The following is a 22,827-nucleotide window of genomic DNA, read 5'->3' on the forward strand; positions in this document are numbered from 1 at the left end:
GCGTATCTTGACGTACCGGTCGGTTGCGGGGCTCTTCAGGGCTCATTACGGCGAGGGTGGGCATGGCGGACAATCACGACGGTGACATCCCGGAACAGCACGATCCGGTGCTGGTCCGCCCGTACATCACCACGGAGCCGGGCGGTGCGGCGCCCGCCGGGCACGACAACCGGCAGCACGAGGTCTGGCCGCACGCGGCGATGCTTCCCGAGGACGCCACCGACACGCTGCCCGCGGTCCCGGCAGCCCCGGCCCCGGACGCCGCCCCGAAGACCTTCGCCCGTCAGCGGCTGGTCGTCCTCTCCGGCGTCGCGGCCATCGCCGTCGTAGCGGCCGCCGGCTTCTTCCTGTTCACCGGTGACAAGACGGAGAACCCCTCCGACCCGGCGCAGATCGCCGCACCGGTCTTCACGGACGAACCCGGGGCCACCGGCTCGCTCGGCGCCGCGACCTCCACCAGCAAGAGCTCCCCCGGCACCTCGGCCAAGGCGAGCCGCAGTGCCCGCGCATCCAACGGCGCCTCGGCCCCCGCAGGCTTCGACGTCCCGGCCGTACCGCCCGCCGGGCAGTCGTCACAGGGCCAGACCCCGACCTCCGCCGGCACCCCGACGCCCACCCTGGACCCACCGCCCGCCGCCGACATCACCGGCCCGATCACCGGCAACAGCGGCCGCTGCCTTGCCCTGGGCGGCCTGCTCGGCATCGACAACACCCCGATCCAGACCAACGGCTGCAGCGGCGTCAGCTACCAGAGCTTCACCCTCACCCCGGACGGCACGATGCGCGTAGCCGGCCACTGCACCCAGGTCACCGACGACGGCACGGTCCGCACGGTCGGCTGCGACGACCGCCCGAGCGCCCAGTGGCGCACAGGCCCCGGCGGCACCCTGATCAACCCGGCATCCGGCCTCTGCCTCACCGACCCGGGCAATTCCGGCGCCACCGTCCGCGCCACCACCTGCACCGGAGCGGCCGACCAGGTCTGGAAGACCGCGGCCTAGTACTGCAACCCGGTGTTGCGACTTGAGTAGCGGTCGCTCGTTGACTGGTCATGCTGGGTGGGCAGGTTCTCGCGGAGTGGCAGGCGGGTCTGGATGACTTGTTTGCGCTGGTGGCGAGCCGTTTTTATCGGGTGGAGCCGCGCCGGTTGGCGTTCGCCTATATACGCGGGTTGCTGGCTCCGTTGGAACGGCGTAACGGCTGGACAATCGCTGAACACGCGGGCCGGCGGTCACCGAACGCGGTGCAGGAGATGCTCTACAGCCCGTGCTGGAAACCGGATCTGGTCCGTGATGACGTGCGGGACTACCTGGTCAAACACCTCGGTAGCGCCGACGGGGTACTGATCGCCGACGACACCGGGTTCGTCAAGAAAGGCGTCCGGTCGGCGGGGGTGCAACGGCAGTACTCGGGCACGGCGGGCAAGGTCGAGAACTGCCAGATCGGTACGTTCCTGGCCTACGCGACGCCGAAGGGCCGGGCGTTGATCGACCGGGAGTTGTATCTACCGAAGTCCTGAACCGACGACCAGCAGCGGTGCGAACGGGCGGCGGTGCCCGACGACGTCGGGTTCGTGACCAAACCGCAGCAGGCCCGCACAATGATCGAGCGGGCCGTAGCAGCTCAGGTGCCGTTCGCCTGGTTCACCGCCGACGAGGCGTTCGGGCAGAACCCCGGCCTGCGGGACTGGCTGCACGAGCAGGACATCCCCTATGTGATGGCGACCCGCAACGACGACGAGGTCCCGGCCGGGCTGCACACCGACCGGCCGGTCAAGGACATGATCGCCGATATCCGGGCTGGGGCGTGGCAGCGGTTGTCCTGCGGCGACGGCCCCCCACGGCCCCCGGGTCTACGACTGGGCCTGGACGCCGATCCGGGCCCCGTTCGCCCATGACCGGCGCGGCTGGGTCCTGGCCCGCCGCTCGATCAGCACTGGTGAGATCGCCTACTACCGGTGTGTCGGCCGACGCGGGACCCGGCTACGGGATCTGGTCCGGGTCGCCGGCGCCCGCTGGGCGATCGAGGAGTCGTTCCAGACCGCGAAGAACGAGGTCGGTCTGGACCAGTACCAGGTCCGCCGTTACGACGCCTGGTACGCGCATATCACCCTGGCCATGGCCGCCGCAGCGTTCCTGGCCGTGACCCGCGCCGCTGAGGCCGTAAAGGGGGTACCAGCGCAGACGGCGGTGAACTGATCCCGTTGACCAGCAACGAAATCCGCCGCCTGTTCGCCAGATTCGTTCTGGCTGTCGTCCACACCGCCGCACACGTCTGGCACTGGTCCCGATATCGCCGCCGACGCCAGCAACAAGCTCGAGCCTGTCACTACCGCAAACGACTCGAACCACCGTAAGCAACGACATCGGGTTGCAGTACTAGGCGTGTCCCATGGCCCGTGACCAGGGCGGCAGCAAGACTGCTCACTCGAGATCAACGGCCGGTCGAGCGCCGTCGAGATTTAGAACAAGGTCGGTAGCTCTGCTGGATGTGTAACTTCGCGTGCACTCGATCGTGCGTTGCAAACGATGTGGCGTTCGAAGTTCGTGGTGTCCCGCGCCGACCTACAAATAGCGGCGCTGGTGCTGCCAGGTCGGGATGCCTTCGTCGTTGAGTTCGGCCAACAGCCAAATCGCTCCGCATTGTCTCTTCAGGGCCAACTCGGAGGCTGAGATGGGAAGCACTTGATGAAAATGAACGTGCGAACCGTCCGGCAGCGGCAACGGCTCCACGAGCCAATCAGTCTGCGGCACCAACAAGAACGTCGACGTGGCGGCACCGGGCCACAACGGATCGCCGAGCGTGACCGTGTCTCCTGCTGAAGCCGCGCCGCCCTGGAGGGGATAGCTGCCCAGCAGCGAAAGCGACGACACGATGTCGTCGAACTCGGGCATCAAGCCGACGAAGAATTCAACCCGCACGCCACCCGTCGACGCTACTACGGCGCTGGCACCGTTGGTGGCATACAGTGCGACACCCTCGCCGGTGGACTCAGCCGGCCACTTGTAGACCTCCATCGGAGCGCCCAGGATGTCGAATCGCGCGACCCGGCCTGGCGTTTGCCACATCAACTCGTAGTGCTCCCGCACCCGAGCGTCGACCTGCATGAACGCTCCTCGACTGCTTTCAGCCTCCCGGGAACTCACGGCCCGGGATTGCCTGTTTGCAGCGAAACAATACCAAGATCTGATGCACCCTTCTGCCGCGATCCGCGTGCACCGTCAGGACTGCGGGACCTGATCATCGTGGGGCCTGGGGTACCCGAGTAGGGCCATCGCCGCCTGGTTGTCGATCCGCGACCAGAAGAGCTGGTGCAACTCGGTGCGCATTTCGTTCTGATAGCTGCCGGTACGACCTCGGCGGAAGAACAGGTCGTCGTGCCCTCGTAGCTCGTCCAGAGACGGAACAGCAGCCTCCGCCCGCAGACCAAGCGCGGGGGCCACCGTGGCGATGATCGGAGCTACCGTCGCATGCGGGTCACGGATCAGGTCCTCGTACCGCAGGACGACACGGTGCGGCACCGACGGCCGCAGCCAGCTGAGAACGCTGGTTCCCCAACTGCCGGTCCCGCCCGCACTCACTCGCAGGATCTTTGACCGTAGTTCGTCCTCATAGGTGTTCGGGTCTTCCTCGCTCGCTTGGCGAGCCCACGAGACCAGGGCATCGCGGCCGTCTCGCACCAGGCATATCGCACGATCTTCCTCGTCGACCTCGACCTCCCGCTGCCGGTGGGTTTTGACGAAGTGCGGCTCGTCTGCGGCACGCATCTCGGGAAGGCTTCCCGGGCGATCAGTGAACCCGATCAGATCCATTCCGAGACGCTCAGCAACACCGTCGACGTCATAGACAGTCGAGGTTCTGACGCCATACAGCCGGTGAAGAACGATCCGCAGAAAGGTGTTGCCAGAACGAGGAAACGACGCCACCCACACAATCATCTGCGAACCGCAGCCAGCAGCAAACCGTATGAGCCAGCCAACGCGTTACCGGCATCCTCATCTGCTGCTGCTGCTGCCGACCGGGCGCGGCGGCCGGCGGTGAGCCGTCACGCCGTGTGACGCACACCGGGGCGTCCAGACGCACGCACGTGAGGATGACAGCAAGACGGCCAACTAACTCGTGGCGCGAGGAGCACGAGGATCGCCTCCCGGGATCCATCCGCCACCACTTCATGGCTATCCGAATACTCGCTATCTGCCATTCGAATGTGTGTGATCCCCCTCAACCCGAAAATGGCACACCCGCCCTTCCGATCATGAAACACCCTGAGAACAATAAAGAAATGAAATACGCTCAGCTGGAGATCTTCACGACCGTTGAACTGGCGTGGATGCGTGACCCGACACGGCGCCGGAACTACTCTGCGGCAACTGAAGAGTTCCGGCGCGAGCATAAGGTTCGGCGGGCCTTCGGGAAAGCTCTCGGCCACACCACCCGGCTACGGCGCGACTGTCCCGAAGCCCGGACACCGGACGGCAAGCTGATGTGGATCGAGGCCGCACGAGCATTGTTCCGCGAGGCGAACTCCCACCGGGCACAGGCCACCGCCGACCATGAACGTGACCGCAGACGCGCCGCCGGTGACCTGTTCGACTGGAGCCGGTTCACCAACCGCTGGCTGGTGAAGTACGCCGCCGCCTACTAACCCACGAACCCCGAACTCTCCATCACACCCAGGGCCTGACACGACATTTAACACGCGCACGTGACAGCACTCCGCCCAAGTCCACGACCGGTGGCGAGTCCGACGGAAATGGACACGACATGGGCGACGTGGTGACTCTACGCATACACGCCGGACGCAGGCAGGCATTCCTGCGTAACGGAGGGAATCCTGCGCGTCTTCTTCGCGAGGCCCGCCCATGCCATACTTCGCCTCGGCAATGGCAGCAACCCTGCCGCAATCGAGCAACAAACCGATCTTCGACCACTATTCCGGCAGCATGCTCTCATGCCGCGGATAGCGTGCAGTTGCGGATGTCACGGATACCTTGTGCCGTCACGCGAGCCGCACGTCTTGTTCAACCTCCAACTGCACGAGGTTCGCTGCCGAGCACGAGTTCCAGCCATTCGATGTCCGGTCTCGCAGCGTCCAGGAGACCTCGTCACCTACCGCAAACTCCTCATGGTCCGCAGTCGGTATGCAAAGTGCCGACACTGACAGTGTCGACAGGGCACACGCGTGGCGGAGGTCGTGGGAGGAGATCAAGCCGTGGAGGAGGTGACCCAGCTGGTTGCTTGCTCCGGCCGGGTCACCCATCCAGGAACTACCTCAGCTGCCCGCGGTCAGGCGAGGGTCGCGATGTCGATTACGAAGCGGTAGCGGACGTCGGACTTGAGGACCCGCTCGTACGCGTCGTTGATCTCGGTTGCGGCGATCAGCTCGGTCTCCGGGGAGATGCCGTGCTCGGCGCAGAAGTCGAGCATCTCCTGCGTCTCGCGGATGCCGCCGATGGACGAGCCGGCGAACGAGCGCCGGTTGTTCATCAGGGTGAAGGCCTGGACCGGCAGCGGCTCGGGCGGGGCGCCGACGTTGACGAGGGTGCCGTCGAGGGTGAGCAGCGAGAGGTAGGCGCCGATGTCGACCTTCGCGCTGACCGTGTTGATGATCAGGTCGAACGAGTTGGCGAGCTTCTCGAACGTGGCCTCGTCGCTCGTCGCGTAGTAGTGGGCGGCGCCGAGCTTGCGGCCGTCCTCCTGCTTCGACAGGGTCTGCGAGAGCACGGTTACCTCGGCGCCCATCGCGTGGGCGATCTTCACGGCCATGTGCCCGAGACCGCCGAGCCCGACAACGGCGACGTTGCTGCCGGGGCCCGCTTTCCAGTGGTGCAGCGGGGAGTAGGTGGTGATGCCGGCGCAGAGCAGCGGCGCGGCTTTCTCGAACGGCAGGCTCTCCGGCACGCGCAGTACGAAGTCCTCGTCGACGACCACGTGCGTCGAGTAGCCGCCCTGGGTGACGGTGCCGTCCCGGTCGACCGCGGCGTAGGTGCCGGTGTTGCCGGCCAGGCAGTACTGCTCCTCACCGGCGAGGCAGTTCGCACACTCGCGGCACGAGTTCACCATGCAGCCCACGCCGGCCCTATCGCCCACCGCGTGCTTCGTGACCTCGGAGCCGACCTCCGTGACGATCCCGACGATCTCATGACCCACAGTCAGCGGGTACGCCACCGGGCCCCACTCGCCGCGCACGGTGTGGATGTCCGAGTGGCAGATCCCGGCGTACCGGATCTCGATGAGTACGTCCTTCGCCCCGACATCCCGGCGCTCGATCGTGGTACGGACGAGCGGCTCGGTCGCGGACGGGGCGGCATATGCGTTGACAGTCTTCATGATTCCCCTAGTCAACACCCTGTCGGGAAAGTTCGCTCTCGAAGCGCGCGAGGGTGTCGACGCAAGGAGGAGCACTTCCCGCGCTCATGCGGTGAGGAATTCCTTGTGGGCCTCGTCGATCAGGTCGGACAGGGGTCGCTGGTTGCCGGGCTGGTTCCAGCGGTTGCGGGCGACGAAGAACATCGCGACCGCCGCCCATCCGGACACGGTGGCGCCAGCTTCGGAGGTGCCGCGGTCGCGGAGGGCCGCGGCGATGGTGTCCGCCAGGGTGGCGCGTTTGACCATCTCGCGTTCCTGCAGCTCAGGGCTTGCGGCGATGACGGCGCCCAGCTGGATCGCGCCTTCGCGATACTGCTCGTAGAGTGTGTCGGAGGCGAGCATGAGCCCGGCCACCGCGGCGTGCAGCGGGTCGGTGCCGGGCGGCTGGGCCCGGATCTCGGTGGCGATCAGGTCATCGGAGGCCAGCTGGCCCGCGAAGACCACCTCGCGCTTGTCGGCGAAGTGATGGAAGAAGGTCCGCCGGTTGAGGCCGGCCCGCTCGGCGATCTGCGCGACCGTCGTCTTCTCGAAGCCCTGCTCGACGAAGAGGCTCAGCGCCGCGTCACGCAGCCGCCCGTACGCGTCAGGCTCCCATCTCACCACGGCCGCAAGCCTACCCGATTGCACTCAGTGGCATCGTGGGCGTACGGTGATGCCACTGAGTGCAATCAACGACACGGAGGTTTGACATGCGGGTATTCGTCACCGGGGCGTCCGGGCACATCGGCTCGGCGGTCGTGATCGAGCTGCTCGGCGCCGGGCATCAGGTAGTCGGGCTGGCACGTTCCGACAGCGCCGCCGCCGCGATCACGGCAGCCGGCGCGGAGGTGCAGCGTGGTGACCTGCGGGATCTCGACGTGTTGCGCACGGCCGCGGCAGCATCGGACGGGGTCATCCACCTGGCGTTCGAGCAGCTCACCGCGGACATGGCCGAGAGCCTCGGCACCGACCTGCGGGCGATCGGGGCGATCGGGGCGGTGCTGGCGGGGTCGGGGAAGCCGTTCGTGGGCACCAACGCGTCGATGACGCTGTCGTTCCTCGGCGGGATCAACGATCGGCCGGCCACCGAGCAGGACGTCATGCCGGGTGGGCCGCGCGCCGACGCGGAGAACACCGTGATCGCGCTCGCGGAGAACGGTGTGCGCTCGTCGGTGGTGCGGGTACCGCCGCTCGTGCACAGCGAGCATGACCGCAGCGGCCTGTTCCCCATGCTCGTCGGGATCGCCCGCTCGCGGGGTGTCGCCGGATACATCGGCGACGGCTCCAACCGCTGGCCGGCCGTGCACACGCTCGACATCGCGCGGCTCTACCGGCTGGCAATCGAGGGCGCTCCGGCCGGATCGCGGCTCCACGCCGTCGCCGAGGACGGCCTGACGTTCCGGGAGCTCGCCGACGTCATCGCCGGGAAGCTCGGCGTCAAGGCCGGGAGTGTCGCGCCCGAGGACTTCGGGCCGCTTGCGATGTTCGTCGCGCTGGACAACCCGATGTCCAGCGAAGGAACCCGCCGGCTGCTCGGGTGGCAGCCGGCCGGTCCGACCCAGGCCGAGGATCTCGGCCGGGGCTTCTACTTCACGAGCTGAGCGTCGTGGGCGGTGGTCAGGGCCTGCAGGAACAGCTCCGCGGACTGGGCACCCGAGATGCCGTAGGCGCGGTCCAGGACGAAGAACGGCACCCCGGACGCACCGTACGCGCGAGCCTGCTGAATGTCCGCGTTGACGTCGGCGGTGTACTCGTCGCTGCCGAGAACCCGCTCCGCCTCCGTGGCCGGGACGCCGACCTCGTCCGCGAGCCGGACGAGCGTGGGGGTGTCCATGGCCGCGCCCTCGATGAGGTTGGCACGCATGAGGCGCTCGTGGGCCTCGGCGCCCAGGCCGTGCGACTTCGCCAGGTGCAGCAGGCGGTGCGCGTCGAACGTGTTGAAGCTGATCGCGTTCTCGAAGTCGTAGTGCAGGCCCTCGGCCTCGGCCAACTGGGCGACCTGCGCCGTCATCGTCTTGACCTGCGCCTTCGAGCCGCCGAACTTCTTCGCCAGCGAGTCGTAGACGGGTTCGCGCTTGTCCCTGGGCGCCGACGGGTCGAGCTGGAAGCTGCGCCACACGATCTCGACGTCGGCGGCGTGCTCGAACGTGTTCAGCGCCGTCTCCAGGCGCCGCTTCCCGATGTAGCACCACGGGCAGACGACGTCGGACCAGATCTCGACCAGCAAGGCAGTTCCTCTCACAGACAGGTTCCGTCGGAGCACGCCTCGGCGTCCCCGGATCCCAGCACGATCAACCCACGCAACGCCGGCTCGACGACCGGGGCCGGAGCCTGCGAAGAGACCGGCGGAGATGCCACGGGCGGCGGGTCGGTAACCGGTTGCGATGTCATCGTGTTCTCCTGGGTTACTTCTTGTGCGTTACCCCATGATGCGTGAGCATGGAGGCGATCCGTAAGGGGGCACATCCGTGTCAGTCACGCACACCGAGGTAAGTAAGACCGACGGCTGCGCGATCCGGGAGGTCCTGGACCGCGTCGGCGACAAGTGGAGCGTACTCATCGTCGTGCTCCTCGGGCACCGCACGCACCGGTTCAACGAGCTGCACCGCTCGATCGAGGGCATCAGCCAGCGCATGCTGACCTTGACGCTGCGCACGCTCGAGCGCGACGGTCTGGTGAAGCGGACGGTGCACGCGAGCGTCCCACCCCGCGTCGACTACGAGCTGACGGAGCTCGGGCGCACTCTGCTCGTACCCGTGCAGGCCCTCGATGATTGGGCCCGCGCCCACCGCGACGACATCCGCACGGCCAGGGTCACCCACGACGCCCGCGTGAGTTAGAGCCGGAGCGGGGGGAATCCCGCGACGGCCGGGCCCCGGCCGCTCGCCCACTCGATGTAGTCCAGGATCGGGATGACGGTGTCTCCGATCAGGACGACCCGGTCCTGGACGACCGCGGTGATGCCGTGCCGGACGCCGCGCTGGGCCAGGTGCTGCGCGCAGACGACGGCGGCTGCCGGGTCGACCCAGGCGGCCGGCTCGGCGTCGAGTGCGCGGGCCAGGTCGATGCCGTGGACGGCGCCCTCGACGCACCGGGTGACCAGGAAGTCGCCGAGGCTGACGGCGCCCATCCGGACCGCGACGAGGCGGGTGTCCGGCACTCCTTCGAGGGACTGTGCCGCCGTTCGCACCGCCTTGGCGAGCTCCGCGGACCAGGAGACCGGTGAGCGGGCGTCGTCGATCGCGCGTTGTTTGACGGCGGCCGCTGCCAGCGCGGCGACGTCGTAGTAGCCGGCGAGCTCGACGGTGCGGGCGGCGGGTTCGGGGCGGGTCACCGCGGGCACGACCGCACCGATGTTGCGGGTGACGTGGGCGACAAGTTCCAGGACGCGCCACGGGTCGAGCCGGGCCGGGAGCTCGAGCTGGGCCGGCTCCAGGGCCTCCACCCGGGCGGCGAGCAGGGAGAACTGGGCCAGCGCGGCAGTGCGGGCGACAGATGCGGACATGCGCACATCGTGTCATGGCCATTAGACGATAAAATTGAAAACCATTACCGTTTCGCCGCATGAACCGAGTACTTCCCCTGGCCCTCGCCGCCGGTCTCGCCTTCTCCATCGCGGCCTGCGGAAACTCCGACAGCAAAGCCGCCGCTGACGACAATGCCGCCCTGAAGGTCGTCGCCACCACCCCCGAGGTCGCCGACTTCGTCCGGCAGATCGGCGGTGACCGGGTCGCCGTCACCCAGATCATCAAGCCGGGCGTCGACCCGCACGACTACGAGCCCACCCCCGCCGACCTGCAGGCGATCGGCGCCGCCGAGGTCGTCGTCGAGAACGGCGTCGGCCTCGAGGAATGGCTCGACGGCACGATCGAGGCGGCCGGGTTCGACGGCACCGTCGTCGACGCGAGCAAGGGCGTCACCCTGCGTACCGACGATCCGCACATCTGGCACAGCCCGGTGAACGCCAAGATCATGGTCACGGACATCGAGGAGGCCCTCGCCACCGCCGAACCGGCCGCAGCGGGCACGTTCGGCACCAACCTGACCGCGTACGCCACCGAGCTCGACAAGCTGGACGCCGACAACCAGGCCGCCTGGGCCAAGGTCCCGGTCGCGCAGCGCAAGCTCGTCACCAACCACGACGCGTTCGGCTACTACGTCGACCGCTACCAGCTCGACTTCGTGGGCTCGGTCATCCCGAGCCTGGACACGTCCGCCGAGCTCTCCACCGCGCAGCTCGCCGCGCTCGTCGCCAAGATCAAGCAGACCGGCACGAAGGCGATCTTCACGGAGAGCTCGCTGCCGCCCAAGACCGCCGAGGCCATCGCGGCGCAGGCCGGGGTCAAGGTCATCGGCGGCGAGGACGCGCTGTTCGGCGACAGCCTCGGCCCGCAGGGTACGGAGCAGGGCACGTACCTCGGCGCCGAGCGCCACAACACGGCCACCATGACGGCGGCTCTGGGTGGCTGAGCCTCCGTCGGCGGGGCCCGTACCCGCTCAGCGGCACGCGTCGCAGCCCGCGGCGCTGCGAATCGAGGCGGCCGGATTCGGTTACCGCGGCACCACCGTCCTGCGTGACGTGGAGCTGACCGTCGGCGAGGGGCAGACCCTCGCGCTGGTCGGGCCGAACGGCGCCGGCAAGTCCACCCTGATCAAGTCGGTGACCGGGCTGGCCGACCTGGTCACCGGCTCGGTCACCGTGCTCGGCCGGGCACTGCCGAAGGCGCGCGGGCTCGCGGCGTACGTCCCGCAGGCCGAAACACTCGACCCGGACTTCCCGGTCAGCGCCGCCGACGTCGTACTCATGGGCCGCTACCGCCGCATCGGCTGGTGGCGGCCCACCGGCCGGGCCGACCGGGACGCGGCCCTCGCCGCCCTGGACCGCGTCGGGCTCGCCGACCGGGCGAGGACCCGTTTCGGGCTGCTCTCCGGCGGCCAGCGCCAGCGCGTCCTGGTCGCCAGGGCGATCGCCGCGGAGGCCCGGCTGCTGCTGCTCGACGAGCCGCTCAACGGGGTGGACGCCACCAGCCAGGAACGCATCCTGAGTGCGCTGGGCGAACTCACCGCCACGGGCACGGCGGTCGTCATCAGTACGCACGACCTCGCCGTCGCCGCCCGGATCGCCGACCAGGTGTGCGTGCTCAACGGGCGGCAGTGGGCGGCGGGGGCACCGCGCGAGGTGCTCACACCGGAGGTGCTGCGGGAGGCGTACGGCAACCACGCCGTCGATCTTCCGGACGGCCGCACGATGCTGGTGGAGACCTGATGCTCGAAGCCCCGTTCATGCTCCGCGCGCTGGCCGAACTGACCCTGCTCGCCCTGATCTGCGGCCCGGTCAGCGTCTTCGTCTTCGCGCGGCGGCTGTCCTTCGTCGCGGACGCGCTCACCCACACCGTCTTCCCCGGCGTGGTCGCCGGTTTCCTCGTGTCCGGCGCCGACGGTGTCTTCGGGGGCGCGCTCGTCGCCGGCCTGGTCACCGCCGTCGTCCTGACGCTACTCACCCGGGGTGGGCTGCTCTCCGACGACGCCGCGACCGCCGTCGTGCTGACCGCCCTGTTCTCCGTGGGCGTCGCGCTGGTGTCGAGGCGGTCGTCGTACACCTCGGATCTGACCGCGTTTCTGTTCGGGCGCCTGCTGACCGTCACGCCGGGTCAGCTCGTGGAGACCGCCGTGCTCGCCGTGCTCACCCTGACGCTGGTCGCGATCGGCGCGCGGGCCTGGGTGTTCCGCGCGTTCGACGTGGGCGGTGCCGCGGCGGCCGGATACCGGATCGCCCGGCTGGACCTGGCCCTCAACCTGGTGGTCGCGCTGGTCGTCGTCGCCGCGGTCCGGGCGGTCGGGACGATCCTCGTGGTCGCCCTGCTCATCGTCCCGGCGGCGGCCGCCCGGATGCTCACCGACCGGCTGATCGCGATGGCGGCGGCGGGGACCGTGCTCACCCTGCTCTGCGGGTACGCGGGCCTGTGGCTGAGCTGGACGGCGTCGGTGGACCACGGCGTGCGGCTCACGTCGGCCACCGCGGTGGTGCTGGCGCTCGTGCTCGCGTACGTGCTGCTGCTCCCCGTCGGTCTGCTCCGGCGACGGCGGCCGGCATGACCTACGCGTACGCCGAAGCCGTCCTCGCCGGAGCCCTGGCCGGCCTGATCGGGGTGCAGGTCGTGCTGCGCCGCCTCTCCTACTTCACGATGGCGCTCACCCACGCCACGTTCCCGGGCGTCGTCGCGGCGGCCATCCTCGGCGTGAGCATCACGCTCGGCGGTGCGCTGGCCGGCGTACTCGTCGCCTGCGGGGTGGCAGCGCTCACCCGCCGCCGCGGCCAGGACGCCGCGGCCGCGACCGGAGTGATCGTCGCCGCGGGTTTCGCCATCGGCGTGGGCCTGGTCGCCCTCCAGGACGGCTTCAGCCGCGAACTCTCGTCGTTCCTGGTCGGCAGCATCGTCACCACCGGCCGCCAGGACGTCGTGACCACGGCGATCGTGCTGGTCCTGGTCGCGGGCGTGCTGTCCTTCTTCGGGCGGGGACTTTTGTTCACCGGCTTCGACGCGGCCGGCGCCCGGTCAGCGGGCTACCGTCCGGCCCTCTACGACCTGCTCCTGCTCATCACGATAGAACTGGTCATCGTCACGATCGTCCCGGCCGTCGGCACGATCCTGGCACTCGCCCTCATCGTCGCCCCGGCCGCCGCCGCCCGGCTCTGGTCCACCCGCCTCCCGGTGGTCACCGGTCTCGCGGTGACCCTGGGCATGCTCAGCGGCCTGCTCGGCCTCCTGCTCTCCGGCCTGCTCGACATCGCCGCCGGCGCGGCCATCACCCTGGTCGCGGCCGCCTTCCTCGTAACATCGCTCACCCTCCGGAGAGCCTCCCTCACCTTCCCCCTCGCCTTCCGGAGAGCCTCGCTCACGGCCCGGAGAACCTCGCTCACGGCCCGGAGGACCTCGTGATTCCCCGAGCGGTCATGGCGCTGCAAGCGATGGGCTACGAACACCGCCTCAACATCCTCATCGCGCTCCGCGACGGCGAGTCCACCCCGGACGACCTCTCCCGGCGCCTCGACGTCGACACCACAGTGATCGGTCACCACATCCGCTACCTACGCGACGCAGCCCTGGTCAGCCGCCGCCGCGACGGCCGCAACGTCTACTACCGCCTCCGCGACCCCACCGTCGACCGCCTCATCGCCGAGGTCCTCCACTACGCCTCCCAGCCACCCCGGCCACTGCCCTGAACCCCCTTTCCAGCAAGAGGAGGACGGGTTCGGCGACGATCACCGGACATGCCCACGGCCCGGCGTGGATTCGCCCCCGATTACCGGAAATAACCACACGGAACAGGATCGATGTTTCCGCGGCCCGGCGCTGGTTCGGCCGCGGCTATCGGAGGTGGTCGGGAGCGTTCCCCATTGGCCGGCGTGCCGACTTCCGCGCGCCGCTGTGGGGGCCCGCAGCAGCTCGACCGGCGCCTTGGGTGGCGCCTACGCTACGCATTGTGAGGCTGGAAAATTCAAACTATTTCATAGGGGAATACGATGTTGTGAGTTTGACAGCCACCGCCGCATGACATTGCGTTGCACCGCAGATCGGCGCAACATTCCGTCTCACTCGGGAATACCATTTCGACAGCATCACCCATGCTCGATTGTGCTCACGCCTGGTTAACAACGCGGCGTGATCGTTGCCGATCGGGGCCGGGCCGGGCGGCAAACCCGGGGGACCCCGCACGCGGGCCAGCCGCCCCCGCCCGTGCCAGGCCGAGCGACCCTCCCGGGCCGAGGAAACCTACCGGGCGGGGGGAACCCGGTTTGGGCGGTCCGGGCTGGTGAAATGCGGGTCGGCGGAGTTTGTCAGCCGATGCGGCCGTTGGCGTAGACGCAGCGGAAGCCGAGGTGTTCGGCGAGGGCGGCCCAGCGGGTGGAGCGGACGAGGCGTTCGACGCTGTCGATGCGGCCGCCGTTGACCAGGGCGTTGAGGACGACGGTTTCGAAGGCGGCGGATTCGACCCAGTCGATTGCCTTGGTGAAGCCGCAGAGCATTGCGGCTTTCGTTTCGTGGAGGAATTCCTGCAGGACCCGGTCGGAGGCTCGCAGGACCGAGCAGCTGCCGAAGTAGAGTGTGCGCCCGGCGCAGCGGCCGGACATCCACGCGCCGATCTCATCGAGCTCGACGGTGGTCTTGGCGGTGAGGCAGAGCTGGGACGGCTGGCCGTGCAGGGCGAAGAAGCCGACCTTGTAGTCCTTGTACTTCTGGGACAGCCACGTGTCGAGGTAGTAGTGAAGCTCCTCGATCGTGGCCGTGTCGCGGTGGATGAACCTGATGCTGCCGAGCCGTTCCAGCAGCTCGAGGGTGGGCAGGACGGAACCGCGCTCCGTGAGGTCGTCCTCCCATTGTCCCTCCACGCAGAACACGCCCCCCGGCTTACGCACTACCACTCCCGACCTGGATCCTCACCGACGCTGGTTCCTTGACCATAGACGCCCAGGCGGGGCACGGCCGGGCGGCAGGCGCCCTAGGACCTCAGGTGGGCCAGGGGTACGACGAGGCGGTCGACGATCCCGGGCGGCCAGGGGAAGGCCCGGCTCACCGCGCGCTGGTGGGCCAGGCCGTGCAGGCCGAGCCACAGCGCGACCGCGTCGGCGAGCGGGTCGTCGCTGGTGGAGCGGCCGGCGGTGACGCAGTCCTGCAGGGCTCCGGCGATCACCCGCAGCGCCCCCTGGCCCAGCTCCGCGGCGGCGTCCGACGTCATCGCCTCCGCTGCCACGGCGTCGGGGGCGCTCCACAGGCCGCCGAACATGACCCGGTAACGCTGGGGGCGGCTCCGGGCGTACTCGAGATAGGCGTCACAGACCGCTCGCAGCCGGACCACCGGGTCCTGATCCGCGGCGGCGTCGCGCAGGCGCTGCTCGAACTCGGCGAACGCCTCCCCCACCAGGGCGACCAGGATGGCCTGCCGGTCGGCGAAGTGCCGGTAGATCGAGGGCGCGGCGATGCCGATCTGCCGCGCGACGGCCCGCAGCGTCACCGCCTGCTCGTCGCCGGTCTCGTCGAGGATCGCCGCCGCCGCGGCCACGATGTCGGCCCGTAGGCGCGAGCCTTCCCCACGGGGGTTCCGGCTGCGGGATTCTGTCGCGGTCACGGCCAAGACATTACTGGTCGCCGAGCAGGCCGGACCGCCGCCACAGCACGAGACCGGGGCCACCGATCAGATCCAGTTCCCGCAGGTACGCGACGACTTTCGCGCCCGCCCACCGCAGTGTCTCCCGGTGACGGGGATTCGACCGGGCGGCCCGCGCGCCGGTCTGCGGGTCGATGCCGACCGACGCGTACACGCCGGGTGCAATCAGGCGGCGGCCGGTCAGGTAGGCGGCGCGCGCGATGATCAGGCGGTCGTAGTCGAGCCGGCGGCGCCCGGCCGCGCGGACCTGGCGGGCGAGTTCCTCGCGGGCGTACCGGACGTGCCGGGCCTCCTCGATCACGTGGATCCGGGAGACCATCCGGACCAGGGGCTGCACGGATTCGTCGGCGGCGGCCTCGCGCTGCAGGGCGTCGAGGATCTCCTCGGCGATGAGGATGGCCGCGTACATGCGGGGGCCGGTGGCGGTCGCCGCGATGAACGTGCCGAGCCGCTGGTCGAACGGCCCGACCCGGTAGACGGGGCAGTCCAGCTTCGCGATCATGCGGCCGAACATCACCGAGTGCCGGCACTCGTCGGCGACCTCGGTGAGCGCGTACTGGGCGTGGGCCGTGGTCGGGTCCTGTTTGTAGTACTCCCGGATCAGCAGCTGCATGAGGATCGTCTCGAACCAGACGCCCAGCGCGGCGATGCTCGCGACCTCGTGTTTCGTCAACGTCAGCCGCTGGTCAGGGGTGAGGCTCCCCCACAACGGTGTGCCGTAGAGCGACGAGCGGTGCTGCGGCACGAACCATCGGCCGGGCACCAGCGGCGCTTCCCAGTCGATCTCCACGTCGGGGTCGTAGGAGTGCGCAGCCGACGACTGCAGGAGACGGGCAGCTGTCTGCGATCGGTCCACTCAACACCGCCAGGGTTGACGTTACGACAGGTAACAGATACTGCTAGTAGCATGAATGGAGCTGAGGGCGGGGTCAAGGGTGCTGACGGGCGCAGCAAGCGGTGGGCAGGTCACCGCGAACGCCGCTGCGCCGAGCTCGTCGAGGCCGTCATCACCGCCATCCGCGAGCTGGGCCCCGAGCCGGGCATCGACGCGATCGCCGCCCACGCCGGGGTCAGCAAGCCCGTGCTCTACCGCTACTTCGAGGACAAGGGCGCGCTGTGGGAGGCGGTCGGCCTGCGTGCGGCGCAGGACCTGATCGCCGTGGTCGCGCCCGCGGTCGCCCGGGTACGCGAGGAGCGCGCGGTCGTGACGGCCGCCGTGGACGCGTACCTCAGCTTCATCGAGGGGGACCCGCACCTCTACCGGTTCGTCGTCCACCAGCGCGGCGTCGCCCGCGAGCGCGACGTGGTCGCCGACGCGGTCGACACCGTGGCCAGCGGTCTGGCGCGCATCCTCGGCGACCGGCTGCGGACGCTCGGGCTGGATTCGGGGGCCGCGCTGCCGTGGGCGTACGGCATCGTGGGGTATGTCCAGACCGTGGGTGACTGGTGGCTGCGACATCGCCAGCCGATCGGGCGGGAGGCCCTCGTGGAGTACCTGACGGCGTTCCTCTGGAGCGGGATCGCCGGCATCCGGACCGCCGCCGATCTGCCCTTCGGCCTGTCCCCCGAGGCGGCACGGCCATGACCGACGCACCCGAGGAATACCGGGGTCCGGCGTCCATCCACGCCGGGGATGCCGAAGTGACGGTCGAGGTCCGGCTCTCCGTGCGGTTCGAGCCCCTCGAGGGCCGCTACCGCTGGGCCGGACGGGCCGCGCCGGACGAGACCTTGAGCGCCCGCCTCCGCTCAGGCGAGCGGAACGTCACGATCCGGATAGGTACGCACACGGCGCCCGCGAAGCTCGCCGAGCCCGACCCCTGGGGCAGGGTGCGTCTCACCGGTTCCGGCCGGCCACCGTGGCGAGGGTGAACACTGTGGGTATGGCCGACCACTTCGACGTGCTCATCATCGGCGCGGGGCTCTCCGGGATCGGCGCGGCCTGGCGACTGCAGCAGCAACGGCCCGGCACGACGTACGCGATCCTGGAATCCCGCGCCGACCTGGGCGGCACCTGGGACCTGTTCCGCTATCCCGGGGTGCGCTCCGACTCGGACATGTTCACCCTGAGCTACCCGTTCCGGCCGTGGCGCGGGGAACGCTCCCTGGCGGACGGCCCGGCGATCCTCGACTACATCAGGGACACGGCCCGCGACGGCGGCATCCTGGCGCACATCCACTTCGGCACCCGGGTGCTCACCGCGGCCTTCCACGACGGCCGATGGTCGGTCACCACCAGCTCCGGGACCCTGACCTGCAATTTTTTGTACGCGTGCACGGGCTATTACGACTACGAGGCCGGCTACCAGCCGGCGTTTCCCGGCGCGGACGACTTCCAGGGTCGCATCGTGCACCCGCAGTTCTGGCCCGCCGACCTCGACCACGCCGGTAAACGCGTCGTCGTCATCGGCAGCGGCGCCACCGCCGTGACCCTGGTCCCCGCGCTCGCGGCGACGGCGGCCCACGTGACGATGCTGCAGCGCTCCCCCACGTACATCGCGGCCCGCCCGGACCACGATCCCGTCGCCGACACCCTGCGCAAGCGGTTGCCGCCGGCCCTGGCCCACCGTGTCATCCGCGCCAAGAACGTCCTCATCACGCAGGGCTTCTACCACCTGGCCCGGCGCCGCCCGGAGCGCGTCAAGTCGATCCTGCGCACGTTCGCCCTGCACCACCTCGACGACCCCGCGTACCTCGACGAGCACTTCACCCCTTCCTATCAACCCTGGGACCAGCGGCTCTGCGTGGTGCCGCAGGGCGACCTGTTCGCCGCGATCAAGTCCGGCAGGGCCGCCATGGCCACGGCCCACATCGACCGTTTCGTTCCCACCGGCATCCGCCTGACCGACGGCCGGGTCCTGGAAGCGGACGTCGTGGTGAGTGCCACGGGCCTGTCCGTGCTGGCGATCGGCGGCGCGGAGCTCACCGTCGACGGCAGGAAGGTCAACCTCGGCGACACGGTCGCCTACCGCGGGACGTTGCTCGGCGGCATCCCGAACTTCGCGTTCTGCGTCGGCTACTCCAACGCCTCCTGGACCCTGCGAGCGGACCTGTCCCATCGCTACGTCTGCCGGCTGCTCGCTTACATGGCCAGGCACGGCTACACCACGGCGACACCCGGCATCCCCGCGGGCGAACGCCGCCCGCTCATGGAGCTGACCTCGGGCTACATCCAGCGGGCCCTGGACAATTTCCCGGCCCAGCTCGACCGCGCCCCCTGGAAGGTCCGGCAGAACTACCTGATCGAAGCAGTGACGACCCCGCACGCCAACCTCCGCCGGGACATGCACTTCTCCCGCACCCCGCCATCGGCCTGACCGCGGCCGCGGCGTGCCAATTGAGGGGTTTGAGCGTTCTGGCACTCCCTACGGCCAGGCGGCGAAACAGTCTGACCTAAAGTGATCTACATGTCCGTGTGGCCGACGAGTCAAGTTCACCACCGCTGGCTGGACCAGCACAGCCGCGATCTGCTGGCCTTCGGCCGCCGCACCGCCGACCCGGGCGGCGGTGCCCGCTGGCTCGACGCCCGCGGCCTGCCGGTGCCGGGCCGGCCTGCCTCGGCCCTGATCAGCTCCAGGATGACCCACGTGTACGGCATCGGCGCACTGCTCGGTGTCCCCGGCGCGGGCCCGGTCGCCGCCCAGTCGATGGCCGGGCTGACCGGCAGACTGCGCGACACCGTGCACGGCGGCTGGTTCTCCGCGGTCACCGACGACGGCACCCCGGAGCCGGGCAAGTCCTGTTATGACCATGCTTTCGTGATCCTGGCCGCGTCGACGGCGACCCAGGCGGGCCTGCCCGGGGCTGCGGAGCTGCTCGCCGACGCCTGCGCGCTCTTCCTGGAGCGCTTCTGGGACGACCGCACCGGCATGTGCGTGGACACGTGGGACACCTCGTTCACCACGCTGGACGAATACCGCGGCATCAACGCCAACATGCACACCGTCGAGGCGATGCTGTCCGTCGCCTCGGTCACCGGCGACCAGGCGTGGACCGAGCGCGCCCTGCGCATCTGCCGTTTCGTGGTGACCACCGCGTCCGCGCACCACTGGCGCATCCCGGAGCACTACGACAGCGCCTGGACACCGATCCTGGAGTTCAACGCCGACAAACCCGACCACCCGTTCAAGCCGTACGGCGCCACGATCGGCCACGGCCTGGAGTGGTCCCGCCTGCTCCTGCACGCGGCGGCGTCCCCGCTCGGCGGCAACGAGGAGTGGCTGACCACCGCCGCGGCGGAGCTGTTCGACCGCGCCGTGACGGACGGCTGGGCCGTGGACGGCAACCCCGGCTTCGTCTACACCACCGACTGGTCCGGCCGGCCGGTGGTCCGCGACCGCATGCACTGGGTCGCCGCGGAGGGCATCAACGCGGCAGCCGCCCTGCACGCCCTCACCGGCCGCCAGGTCTACGCCGACCGCTACCGCGAGTGGTGGGACTACTCCGCGGAGTTCCTGATCGATCACGAGCACGGCTCCTGGTTCCACCAGCTCGACGCGGCCAACGTCCCCACGGACACGGTCTGGCCGGGCAAAGCGGATCTCTACCACGCGTTCCAGACCACTCTGGGCCCCCGGGTCCCCCTCTGGCCGATGCTGGCGACCGCGGTGGACCAGCACCTCGCCTGAGCGACGCCGTTGCTTTAGGACCGGTCGGGGCCCGCGGACATGAGAGTGTGTACGCGAAGGCCTCGATCGGAAGGTGCGTGCCCTCATGCCGACGAAGTTCCTGATCGCGATGCGAGGCTACGACATCAGGCAGGTCGACCGGCTGCTCGCCCGCGCCGACGAGGCCATCGCGTCCGGCAGCGAGGACCAGCGTGATTCCGCGCGGGAAGCGCTGACGAACCCCGAGTTCACGCAGCGGCTCCGCGGGTACGCCCGCATCGAGGTCGACGAGGCCATCCGGGATCGCCTCACCAAGCTCGCCTGACGCCACCCGCTCGGATTCCTTGAGCATGGGACCCGTGTTGTCCTATAGTCCTAATGTCGTAGGACAATGGAGGCACCACGATGATCGAGTTCGTGCTGGACAGCCGGTCGAAGGTGAACACCTATGCGCAGCTCGTGCAGCAGGTGAAACAGGCGTTACGGGTGGGGCTGCTGACGCCCGGGGACCAGCTCCCCAAGGTGCGCGATGTCGCGCAGTCGCTGGCGATCAACCCGAACACGGTACTGAAGGCATACCGGGAGCTCGTGCTGGAAGATCTCGCCGAGGGCAGGCCGGGCGTCGGCACCTTCATCCGCAGGACCCTGGCCGGCGAATCTCTCGTCCACCAGGCCGAGTTGCGCAGTGAGCTGGTGCACTGGCTGCGCAAAGCACAGGTGGCCGGTCTGTCCGATGAGGACATAACCGCGCTCGTCGAAACGACGACCAGGTCGCTGCGGCAGGACGACGCCCTGCGGGCGGAAAACAGCAACGACGCCGTGCGGTCCGAAGTTCTGTGAGAGGAACGGAAATGGAGCACGTCCTGGTGGCCGACGCGGTCGGTAAACGATTCGGGAAGCGATGGGCGCTCGAGGACTGCACGGTGGCGCTCCCGGCGGGGAACGTCACCGCGCTCGTCGGGCCCAACGGTGCCGGTAAGAGCACGTTCCTGCATCTGGCGGTGGGACTGTCGAGGCCGGACGCGGGCGGGATGCGGGTGCTGGGCGCGGATCCGTACGAGAACATCACCGTCCTGGCCGATCTTGGTTTTGTCGCGCAGGACACCCCGGTCTACCGCGATTTCACGGCCGACGAGCTCGTCGTCATGGGTGGCAGACTCAACCGGCGGTGGGACGCGCCGCTGGCCCGTAACAGGCTGGCGCAGCTCGGCATCCCGCCGCGCAAGCAGGTGGGCAAGCTGTCCGGCGGGCAGCGGGCGCAGGTCGCGCTCGCCCTCGCGCTGGCGAAACGGCCGCGGCTGCTGATCCTCGACGAGCCCGTGGCGAGCCTCGACCCGCTGGCCCGCCAGGAATTCCTGCAGTCGTTGATGGGCAGTGTGGCGGAGTCCGGCACCAGCGTGCTGCTGTCGTCCCACATCCTCGCGGATCTGGAACGCTCCTGCGACTACCTGATGGTCCTGCAGGCGGGCCGGGCGCAGCTGACCGGCGGTATCGACGACATCGTCGCCGGGCACCGCCGCCTGATCGGACCCCGGCATCTCGGCGAGCCGATCGGCGGGGTGACCGCCATCGTGCGCGAGCGCCACACCGACCGGCAGTCGACGCTACTCGTGCGGACGTCCGGGCCGATCAGCGATCCGTTGTGGACGGTGCAGGAGCCGACGCTCGAGGACATCATTCTGGACCATCTCGCGCAGCGCGACGAGCGGGCGACGTACGAGGAATGGGGCGTGGCGGCATGATCTGGCTGACCTGGCGGCAACACCGGCGGCAGTTGCTGGCGAGCGTCGCCGGCCTCGTCGCGCTCGCCGCGGTGCTGGTGCCGACCGGCATCGCCATGCACCACGCGTTCGAGCGGCTCGGGCTGGCGCAGTGTCTCAGCGCCGCCGCCACGGCGGGCTGTCCCAAGAAGTTCGACGACTTCACCAACGCGTACGGCACGTTCGTCTTCCTGGCCGTGCTGCTCCTGGTCCTGCCCCTGCTGATCGGGATCTTCTGGGGTGCGCCGGTGGTCGCCCGCGAGGTCGAGCAGGGCACCCACCGGATGGTGTGGACGCAGGGCATCACCCGGCGCCGCTGGATCCTGACGAAGGTGTCCCTCCTCGGCGCCGCGGTGACGGTGTTCGCCCTGCTCTACGGTCTCGGCACGGCGTGGTGGTGGGAGCCGATGTCACGCATCGACTCCGACCAGAGCCGCTTCGGTGCGGTGTTCTTCGATCTGCAGGGCATCGCGCCGGTCGGCTACACCCTGTTCGCGGTGGCGCTCGGGATCGCGGCGGGCACGGCGATCCCGAAGGTGGTCCCCGCGATGGGGGTGACGCTGGCGGGATTCATCGTCGTGCGCGTCGCGGTCGCCATCGCCGCCCGACCGCGCTTCATGCGGCCCGAGACGAGCGAATGGCTCGTCGCGAGCGGCCCCGGACGCCGGCGTGAGGCCGGGGCCGGTAGCTGGATCATGTCCACGACCGTGCACCAGGCCGACGGCACCTACGTGATGGACGGGACGATGCGCTGCCCGCTACCGGCGGACGGCGGGTGCCAGTCGGACAACGACTTCGGGGTGCGGGCGGGGGCGTACAACCTCGACACGTTCCAGCCGGCGGACCGCTACTGGACGTTCCAGGCGATCGAGACAGCCATCTTCGTACTGCTCGCCGCCCTGCTCATCCTCTGGACGGTCCGCAGGCTGCGCAGCGTGTTCTGACCG

At 69.3% G+C, this 22,827-nt stretch carries 26 protein-coding genes and 1 pseudogene; 18 read left to right on the plus strand and 9 right to left on the minus strand.

Annotation, left to right across the window (positions count from 1 at the left end; genetic code table 11):
- The first annotated feature begins 62 nt into the window (after window positions 1-62).
- A complete protein-coding gene (locus Aco04nite_RS49625) occupies window positions 63-1,001 on the plus strand; it encodes a ricin-type beta-trefoil lectin domain protein (RefSeq protein ID WP_212998288.1) in 939 nt (312 codons plus the stop codon).
- 50 nt (window positions 1,002-1,051) lie between these two features.
- A pseudogene (locus tag Aco04nite_RS17450) lies at window positions 1,052-2,198 on the plus strand (IS701 family transposase).
- A gap of 366 nt (window positions 2,199-2,564) precedes the next feature.
- On the opposite strand, the gene Aco04nite_RS17455 reads toward Aco04nite_RS17450, so the two are convergent.
- Both Aco04nite_RS17455 and Aco04nite_RS17460 read right to left on the minus strand, forming a co-directional pair.
- Window positions 2,565-3,107 carry a suppressor of fused domain protein gene (locus tag Aco04nite_RS17455; protein ID WP_212998289.1) on the minus strand — a complete coding sequence of 181 codons (543 nt, stop codon included), beginning with the start codon at window positions 3,105-3,107 and terminating at the stop codon, window positions 2,565-2,567.
- A 114-nt stretch (window positions 3,108-3,221) separates the two neighbouring features.
- A complete protein-coding gene (locus Aco04nite_RS17460) occupies window positions 3,222-3,938 on the minus strand; it encodes a sulfotransferase domain-containing protein (protein WP_212998290.1) in 717 nt (238 codons plus the stop codon).
- Between the two features lie 344 nt (window positions 3,939-4,282).
- Between Aco04nite_RS17460 and Aco04nite_RS17465 the strand changes: the two genes are divergently transcribed.
- Window positions 4,283-4,645 carry a hypothetical protein gene (locus tag Aco04nite_RS17465; protein ID WP_212998291.1) on the plus strand — a complete coding sequence of 121 codons (363 nt, stop codon included), beginning with the start codon at window positions 4,283-4,285 and terminating at the stop codon, window positions 4,643-4,645.
- 641 nt (window positions 4,646-5,286) lie between these two features.
- Here Aco04nite_RS17465 and Aco04nite_RS17470 read toward each other — a convergent pair.
- Both Aco04nite_RS17470 and Aco04nite_RS17475 read right to left on the minus strand, forming a co-directional pair.
- Complete coding sequence (locus Aco04nite_RS17470) at window positions 5,287-6,330, minus strand: NAD(P)-dependent alcohol dehydrogenase (RefSeq protein ID WP_212998292.1); 1,044 nt, start codon at window positions 6,328-6,330, stop codon at window positions 5,287-5,289.
- 84 nt (window positions 6,331-6,414) lie between these two features.
- Window positions 6,415-6,972, minus strand: coding sequence for a TetR/AcrR family transcriptional regulator (locus Aco04nite_RS17475; protein WP_212998293.1), 558 nt, complete (start codon window positions 6,970-6,972; stop codon window positions 6,415-6,417).
- 86 nt (window positions 6,973-7,058) lie between these two features.
- Here Aco04nite_RS17475 and Aco04nite_RS17480 point away from each other — a divergent pair, with 86 nt between their 5' ends.
- Window positions 7,059-7,949, plus strand: a complete 891-nt coding sequence (locus Aco04nite_RS17480; RefSeq protein WP_212998294.1) for an SDR family oxidoreductase — start codon at window positions 7,059-7,061, stop codon at window positions 7,947-7,949.
- Here Aco04nite_RS17480 and Aco04nite_RS17485 read toward each other — a convergent pair.
- A complete protein-coding gene (locus tag Aco04nite_RS17485; RefSeq protein WP_244876072.1) occupies window positions 7,934-8,590 on the minus strand; it encodes a DsbA family oxidoreductase in 657 nt (218 codons plus the stop codon). The two genes, Aco04nite_RS17480 and Aco04nite_RS17485, sit on opposite strands and share 16 nt — an antisense overlap.
- Window positions 8,591-8,816: 226 nt before the next feature.
- On the opposite strand from Aco04nite_RS17485, the gene Aco04nite_RS17490 reads away from it, so the two are divergent.
- Window positions 8,817-9,188, plus strand: a complete 372-nt coding sequence (locus tag Aco04nite_RS17490; protein WP_212998295.1) for a winged helix-turn-helix transcriptional regulator — start codon at window positions 8,817-8,819, stop codon at window positions 9,186-9,188.
- Here the strand turns inward: Aco04nite_RS17490 and Aco04nite_RS17495 are convergent.
- Window positions 9,185-9,853, minus strand: coding sequence for a maleylpyruvate isomerase N-terminal domain-containing protein (locus tag Aco04nite_RS17495; protein ID WP_212998296.1), 669 nt, complete (start codon window positions 9,851-9,853; stop codon window positions 9,185-9,187). The two genes, Aco04nite_RS17490 and Aco04nite_RS17495, sit on opposite strands and share 4 nt — an antisense overlap.
- 59 nt (window positions 9,854-9,912) lie before the next feature.
- Here Aco04nite_RS17495 and Aco04nite_RS17500 point away from each other — a divergent pair, with 59 nt between their 5' ends.
- From Aco04nite_RS17500 to Aco04nite_RS17520, 5 genes are read left to right on the plus strand one after another with little or no spacing between them, the layout of a single operon-like run.
- Window positions 9,913-10,818 carry a metal ABC transporter substrate-binding protein gene (locus Aco04nite_RS17500; RefSeq protein WP_212998297.1) on the plus strand — a complete coding sequence of 302 codons (906 nt, stop codon included), beginning with the start codon at window positions 9,913-9,915 and terminating at the stop codon, window positions 10,816-10,818.
- Window positions 10,811-11,614 carry a metal ABC transporter ATP-binding protein gene (locus Aco04nite_RS17505; RefSeq protein WP_244876073.1) on the plus strand — a complete coding sequence of 268 codons (804 nt, stop codon included), beginning with the start codon at window positions 10,811-10,813 and terminating at the stop codon, window positions 11,612-11,614. Before Aco04nite_RS17500 ends, Aco04nite_RS17505 begins: the two co-directional genes overlap by 8 nt.
- On the plus strand, window positions 11,614-12,444 hold the full coding sequence (locus tag Aco04nite_RS17510; protein WP_203836095.1) for a metal ABC transporter permease: 831 nt from the start codon (window positions 11,614-11,616) through the stop codon (window positions 12,442-12,444). The genes Aco04nite_RS17505 and Aco04nite_RS17510 overlap by 1 nt, the downstream gene beginning before the upstream one ends.
- Window positions 12,441-13,289 (plus strand): metal ABC transporter permease, encoded by an 849-nt coding sequence (locus tag Aco04nite_RS17515; RefSeq protein WP_212998298.1) that lies wholly within the window; start codon window positions 12,441-12,443, stop codon window positions 13,287-13,289. Before Aco04nite_RS17510 ends, Aco04nite_RS17515 begins: the two co-directional genes overlap by 4 nt.
- Entirely contained in the window at window positions 13,286-13,573 is a 288-nt protein-coding gene (locus Aco04nite_RS17520) for an ArsR/SmtB family transcription factor (RefSeq protein ID WP_244876074.1), read from the plus strand. The genes Aco04nite_RS17515 and Aco04nite_RS17520 overlap by 4 nt, the downstream gene beginning before the upstream one ends.
- Window positions 13,574-14,188: 615 nt before the next feature.
- Here the strand turns inward: Aco04nite_RS17520 and Aco04nite_RS17525 are convergent.
- From Aco04nite_RS17525 to Aco04nite_RS17535, 3 genes are all read right to left on the minus strand, one after another.
- The gene (locus tag Aco04nite_RS17525; RefSeq protein ID WP_212998299.1) at window positions 14,189-14,767 is read right to left on the minus strand and encodes a DUF6642 family protein; all 579 of its coding nucleotides are present in this window, start codon (window positions 14,765-14,767) and stop codon (window positions 14,189-14,191) included.
- A gap of 83 nt (window positions 14,768-14,850) precedes the next feature.
- Window positions 14,851-15,477 carry a TetR/AcrR family transcriptional regulator gene (locus tag Aco04nite_RS17530; RefSeq protein ID WP_212998300.1) on the minus strand — a complete coding sequence of 209 codons (627 nt, stop codon included), beginning with the start codon at window positions 15,475-15,477 and terminating at the stop codon, window positions 14,851-14,853.
- Window positions 15,478-15,487: 10 nt separating this feature from the next.
- A complete protein-coding gene (locus Aco04nite_RS17535; RefSeq protein WP_212998301.1) occupies window positions 15,488-16,372 on the minus strand; it encodes an AurF N-oxygenase family protein in 885 nt (294 codons plus the stop codon).
- A 51-nt stretch (window positions 16,373-16,423) separates the two neighbouring features.
- On the opposite strand from Aco04nite_RS17535, the gene Aco04nite_RS17540 reads away from it, so the two are divergent.
- From Aco04nite_RS17540 to Aco04nite_RS17575, 8 genes are all read left to right on the plus strand, one after another.
- A complete protein-coding gene (locus tag Aco04nite_RS17540; protein WP_212998302.1) occupies window positions 16,424-17,101 on the plus strand; it encodes a TetR family transcriptional regulator in 678 nt (225 codons plus the stop codon).
- Window positions 17,098-17,385: a DUF4873 domain-containing protein gene (locus Aco04nite_RS17545; protein WP_212998303.1), complete on the plus strand. Its 288-nt coding sequence runs from the start codon at window positions 17,098-17,100 to the stop codon at window positions 17,383-17,385. Before Aco04nite_RS17540 ends, Aco04nite_RS17545 begins: the two co-directional genes overlap by 4 nt.
- Before the next feature lie 11 nt (window positions 17,386-17,396).
- Window positions 17,397-18,830 carry a flavin-containing monooxygenase gene (locus Aco04nite_RS17550; protein WP_212998570.1) on the plus strand — a complete coding sequence of 478 codons (1,434 nt, stop codon included), beginning with the start codon at window positions 17,397-17,399 and terminating at the stop codon, window positions 18,828-18,830.
- A gap of 90 nt (window positions 18,831-18,920) precedes the next feature.
- The gene (locus tag Aco04nite_RS17555) at window positions 18,921-20,141 is read left to right on the plus strand and encodes an AGE family epimerase/isomerase (RefSeq protein WP_244876076.1); all 1,221 of its coding nucleotides are present in this window, start codon (window positions 18,921-18,923) and stop codon (window positions 20,139-20,141) included.
- 85 nt (window positions 20,142-20,226) lie between these two features.
- On the plus strand, window positions 20,227-20,445 hold the full coding sequence (locus tag Aco04nite_RS17560) for a hypothetical protein (RefSeq protein ID WP_212998305.1): 219 nt from the start codon (window positions 20,227-20,229) through the stop codon (window positions 20,443-20,445).
- Window positions 20,446-20,525: 80 nt separating this feature from the next.
- Window positions 20,526-20,960, plus strand: a complete 435-nt coding sequence (locus Aco04nite_RS17565; RefSeq protein ID WP_212998306.1) for a GntR family transcriptional regulator — start codon at window positions 20,526-20,528, stop codon at window positions 20,958-20,960.
- A gap of 11 nt (window positions 20,961-20,971) precedes the next feature.
- Window positions 20,972-21,862 carry an ABC transporter ATP-binding protein gene (locus tag Aco04nite_RS17570; RefSeq protein ID WP_212998307.1) on the plus strand — a complete coding sequence of 297 codons (891 nt, stop codon included), beginning with the start codon at window positions 20,972-20,974 and terminating at the stop codon, window positions 21,860-21,862.
- Window positions 21,859-22,824: an ABC-2 membrane transporter-related protein gene (locus Aco04nite_RS17575; RefSeq protein WP_212998308.1), complete on the plus strand. Its 966-nt coding sequence runs from the start codon at window positions 21,859-21,861 to the stop codon at window positions 22,822-22,824. The genes Aco04nite_RS17570 and Aco04nite_RS17575 overlap by 4 nt, the downstream gene beginning before the upstream one ends.
- Window positions 22,825-22,827: the final 3 nt, after the last annotated feature.

The organism is Winogradskya consettensis, assembly GCF_018332715.1.
GTDB lineage: Bacteria > Actinomycetota > Actinomycetes > Mycobacteriales > Micromonosporaceae > Actinoplanes > Actinoplanes consettensis.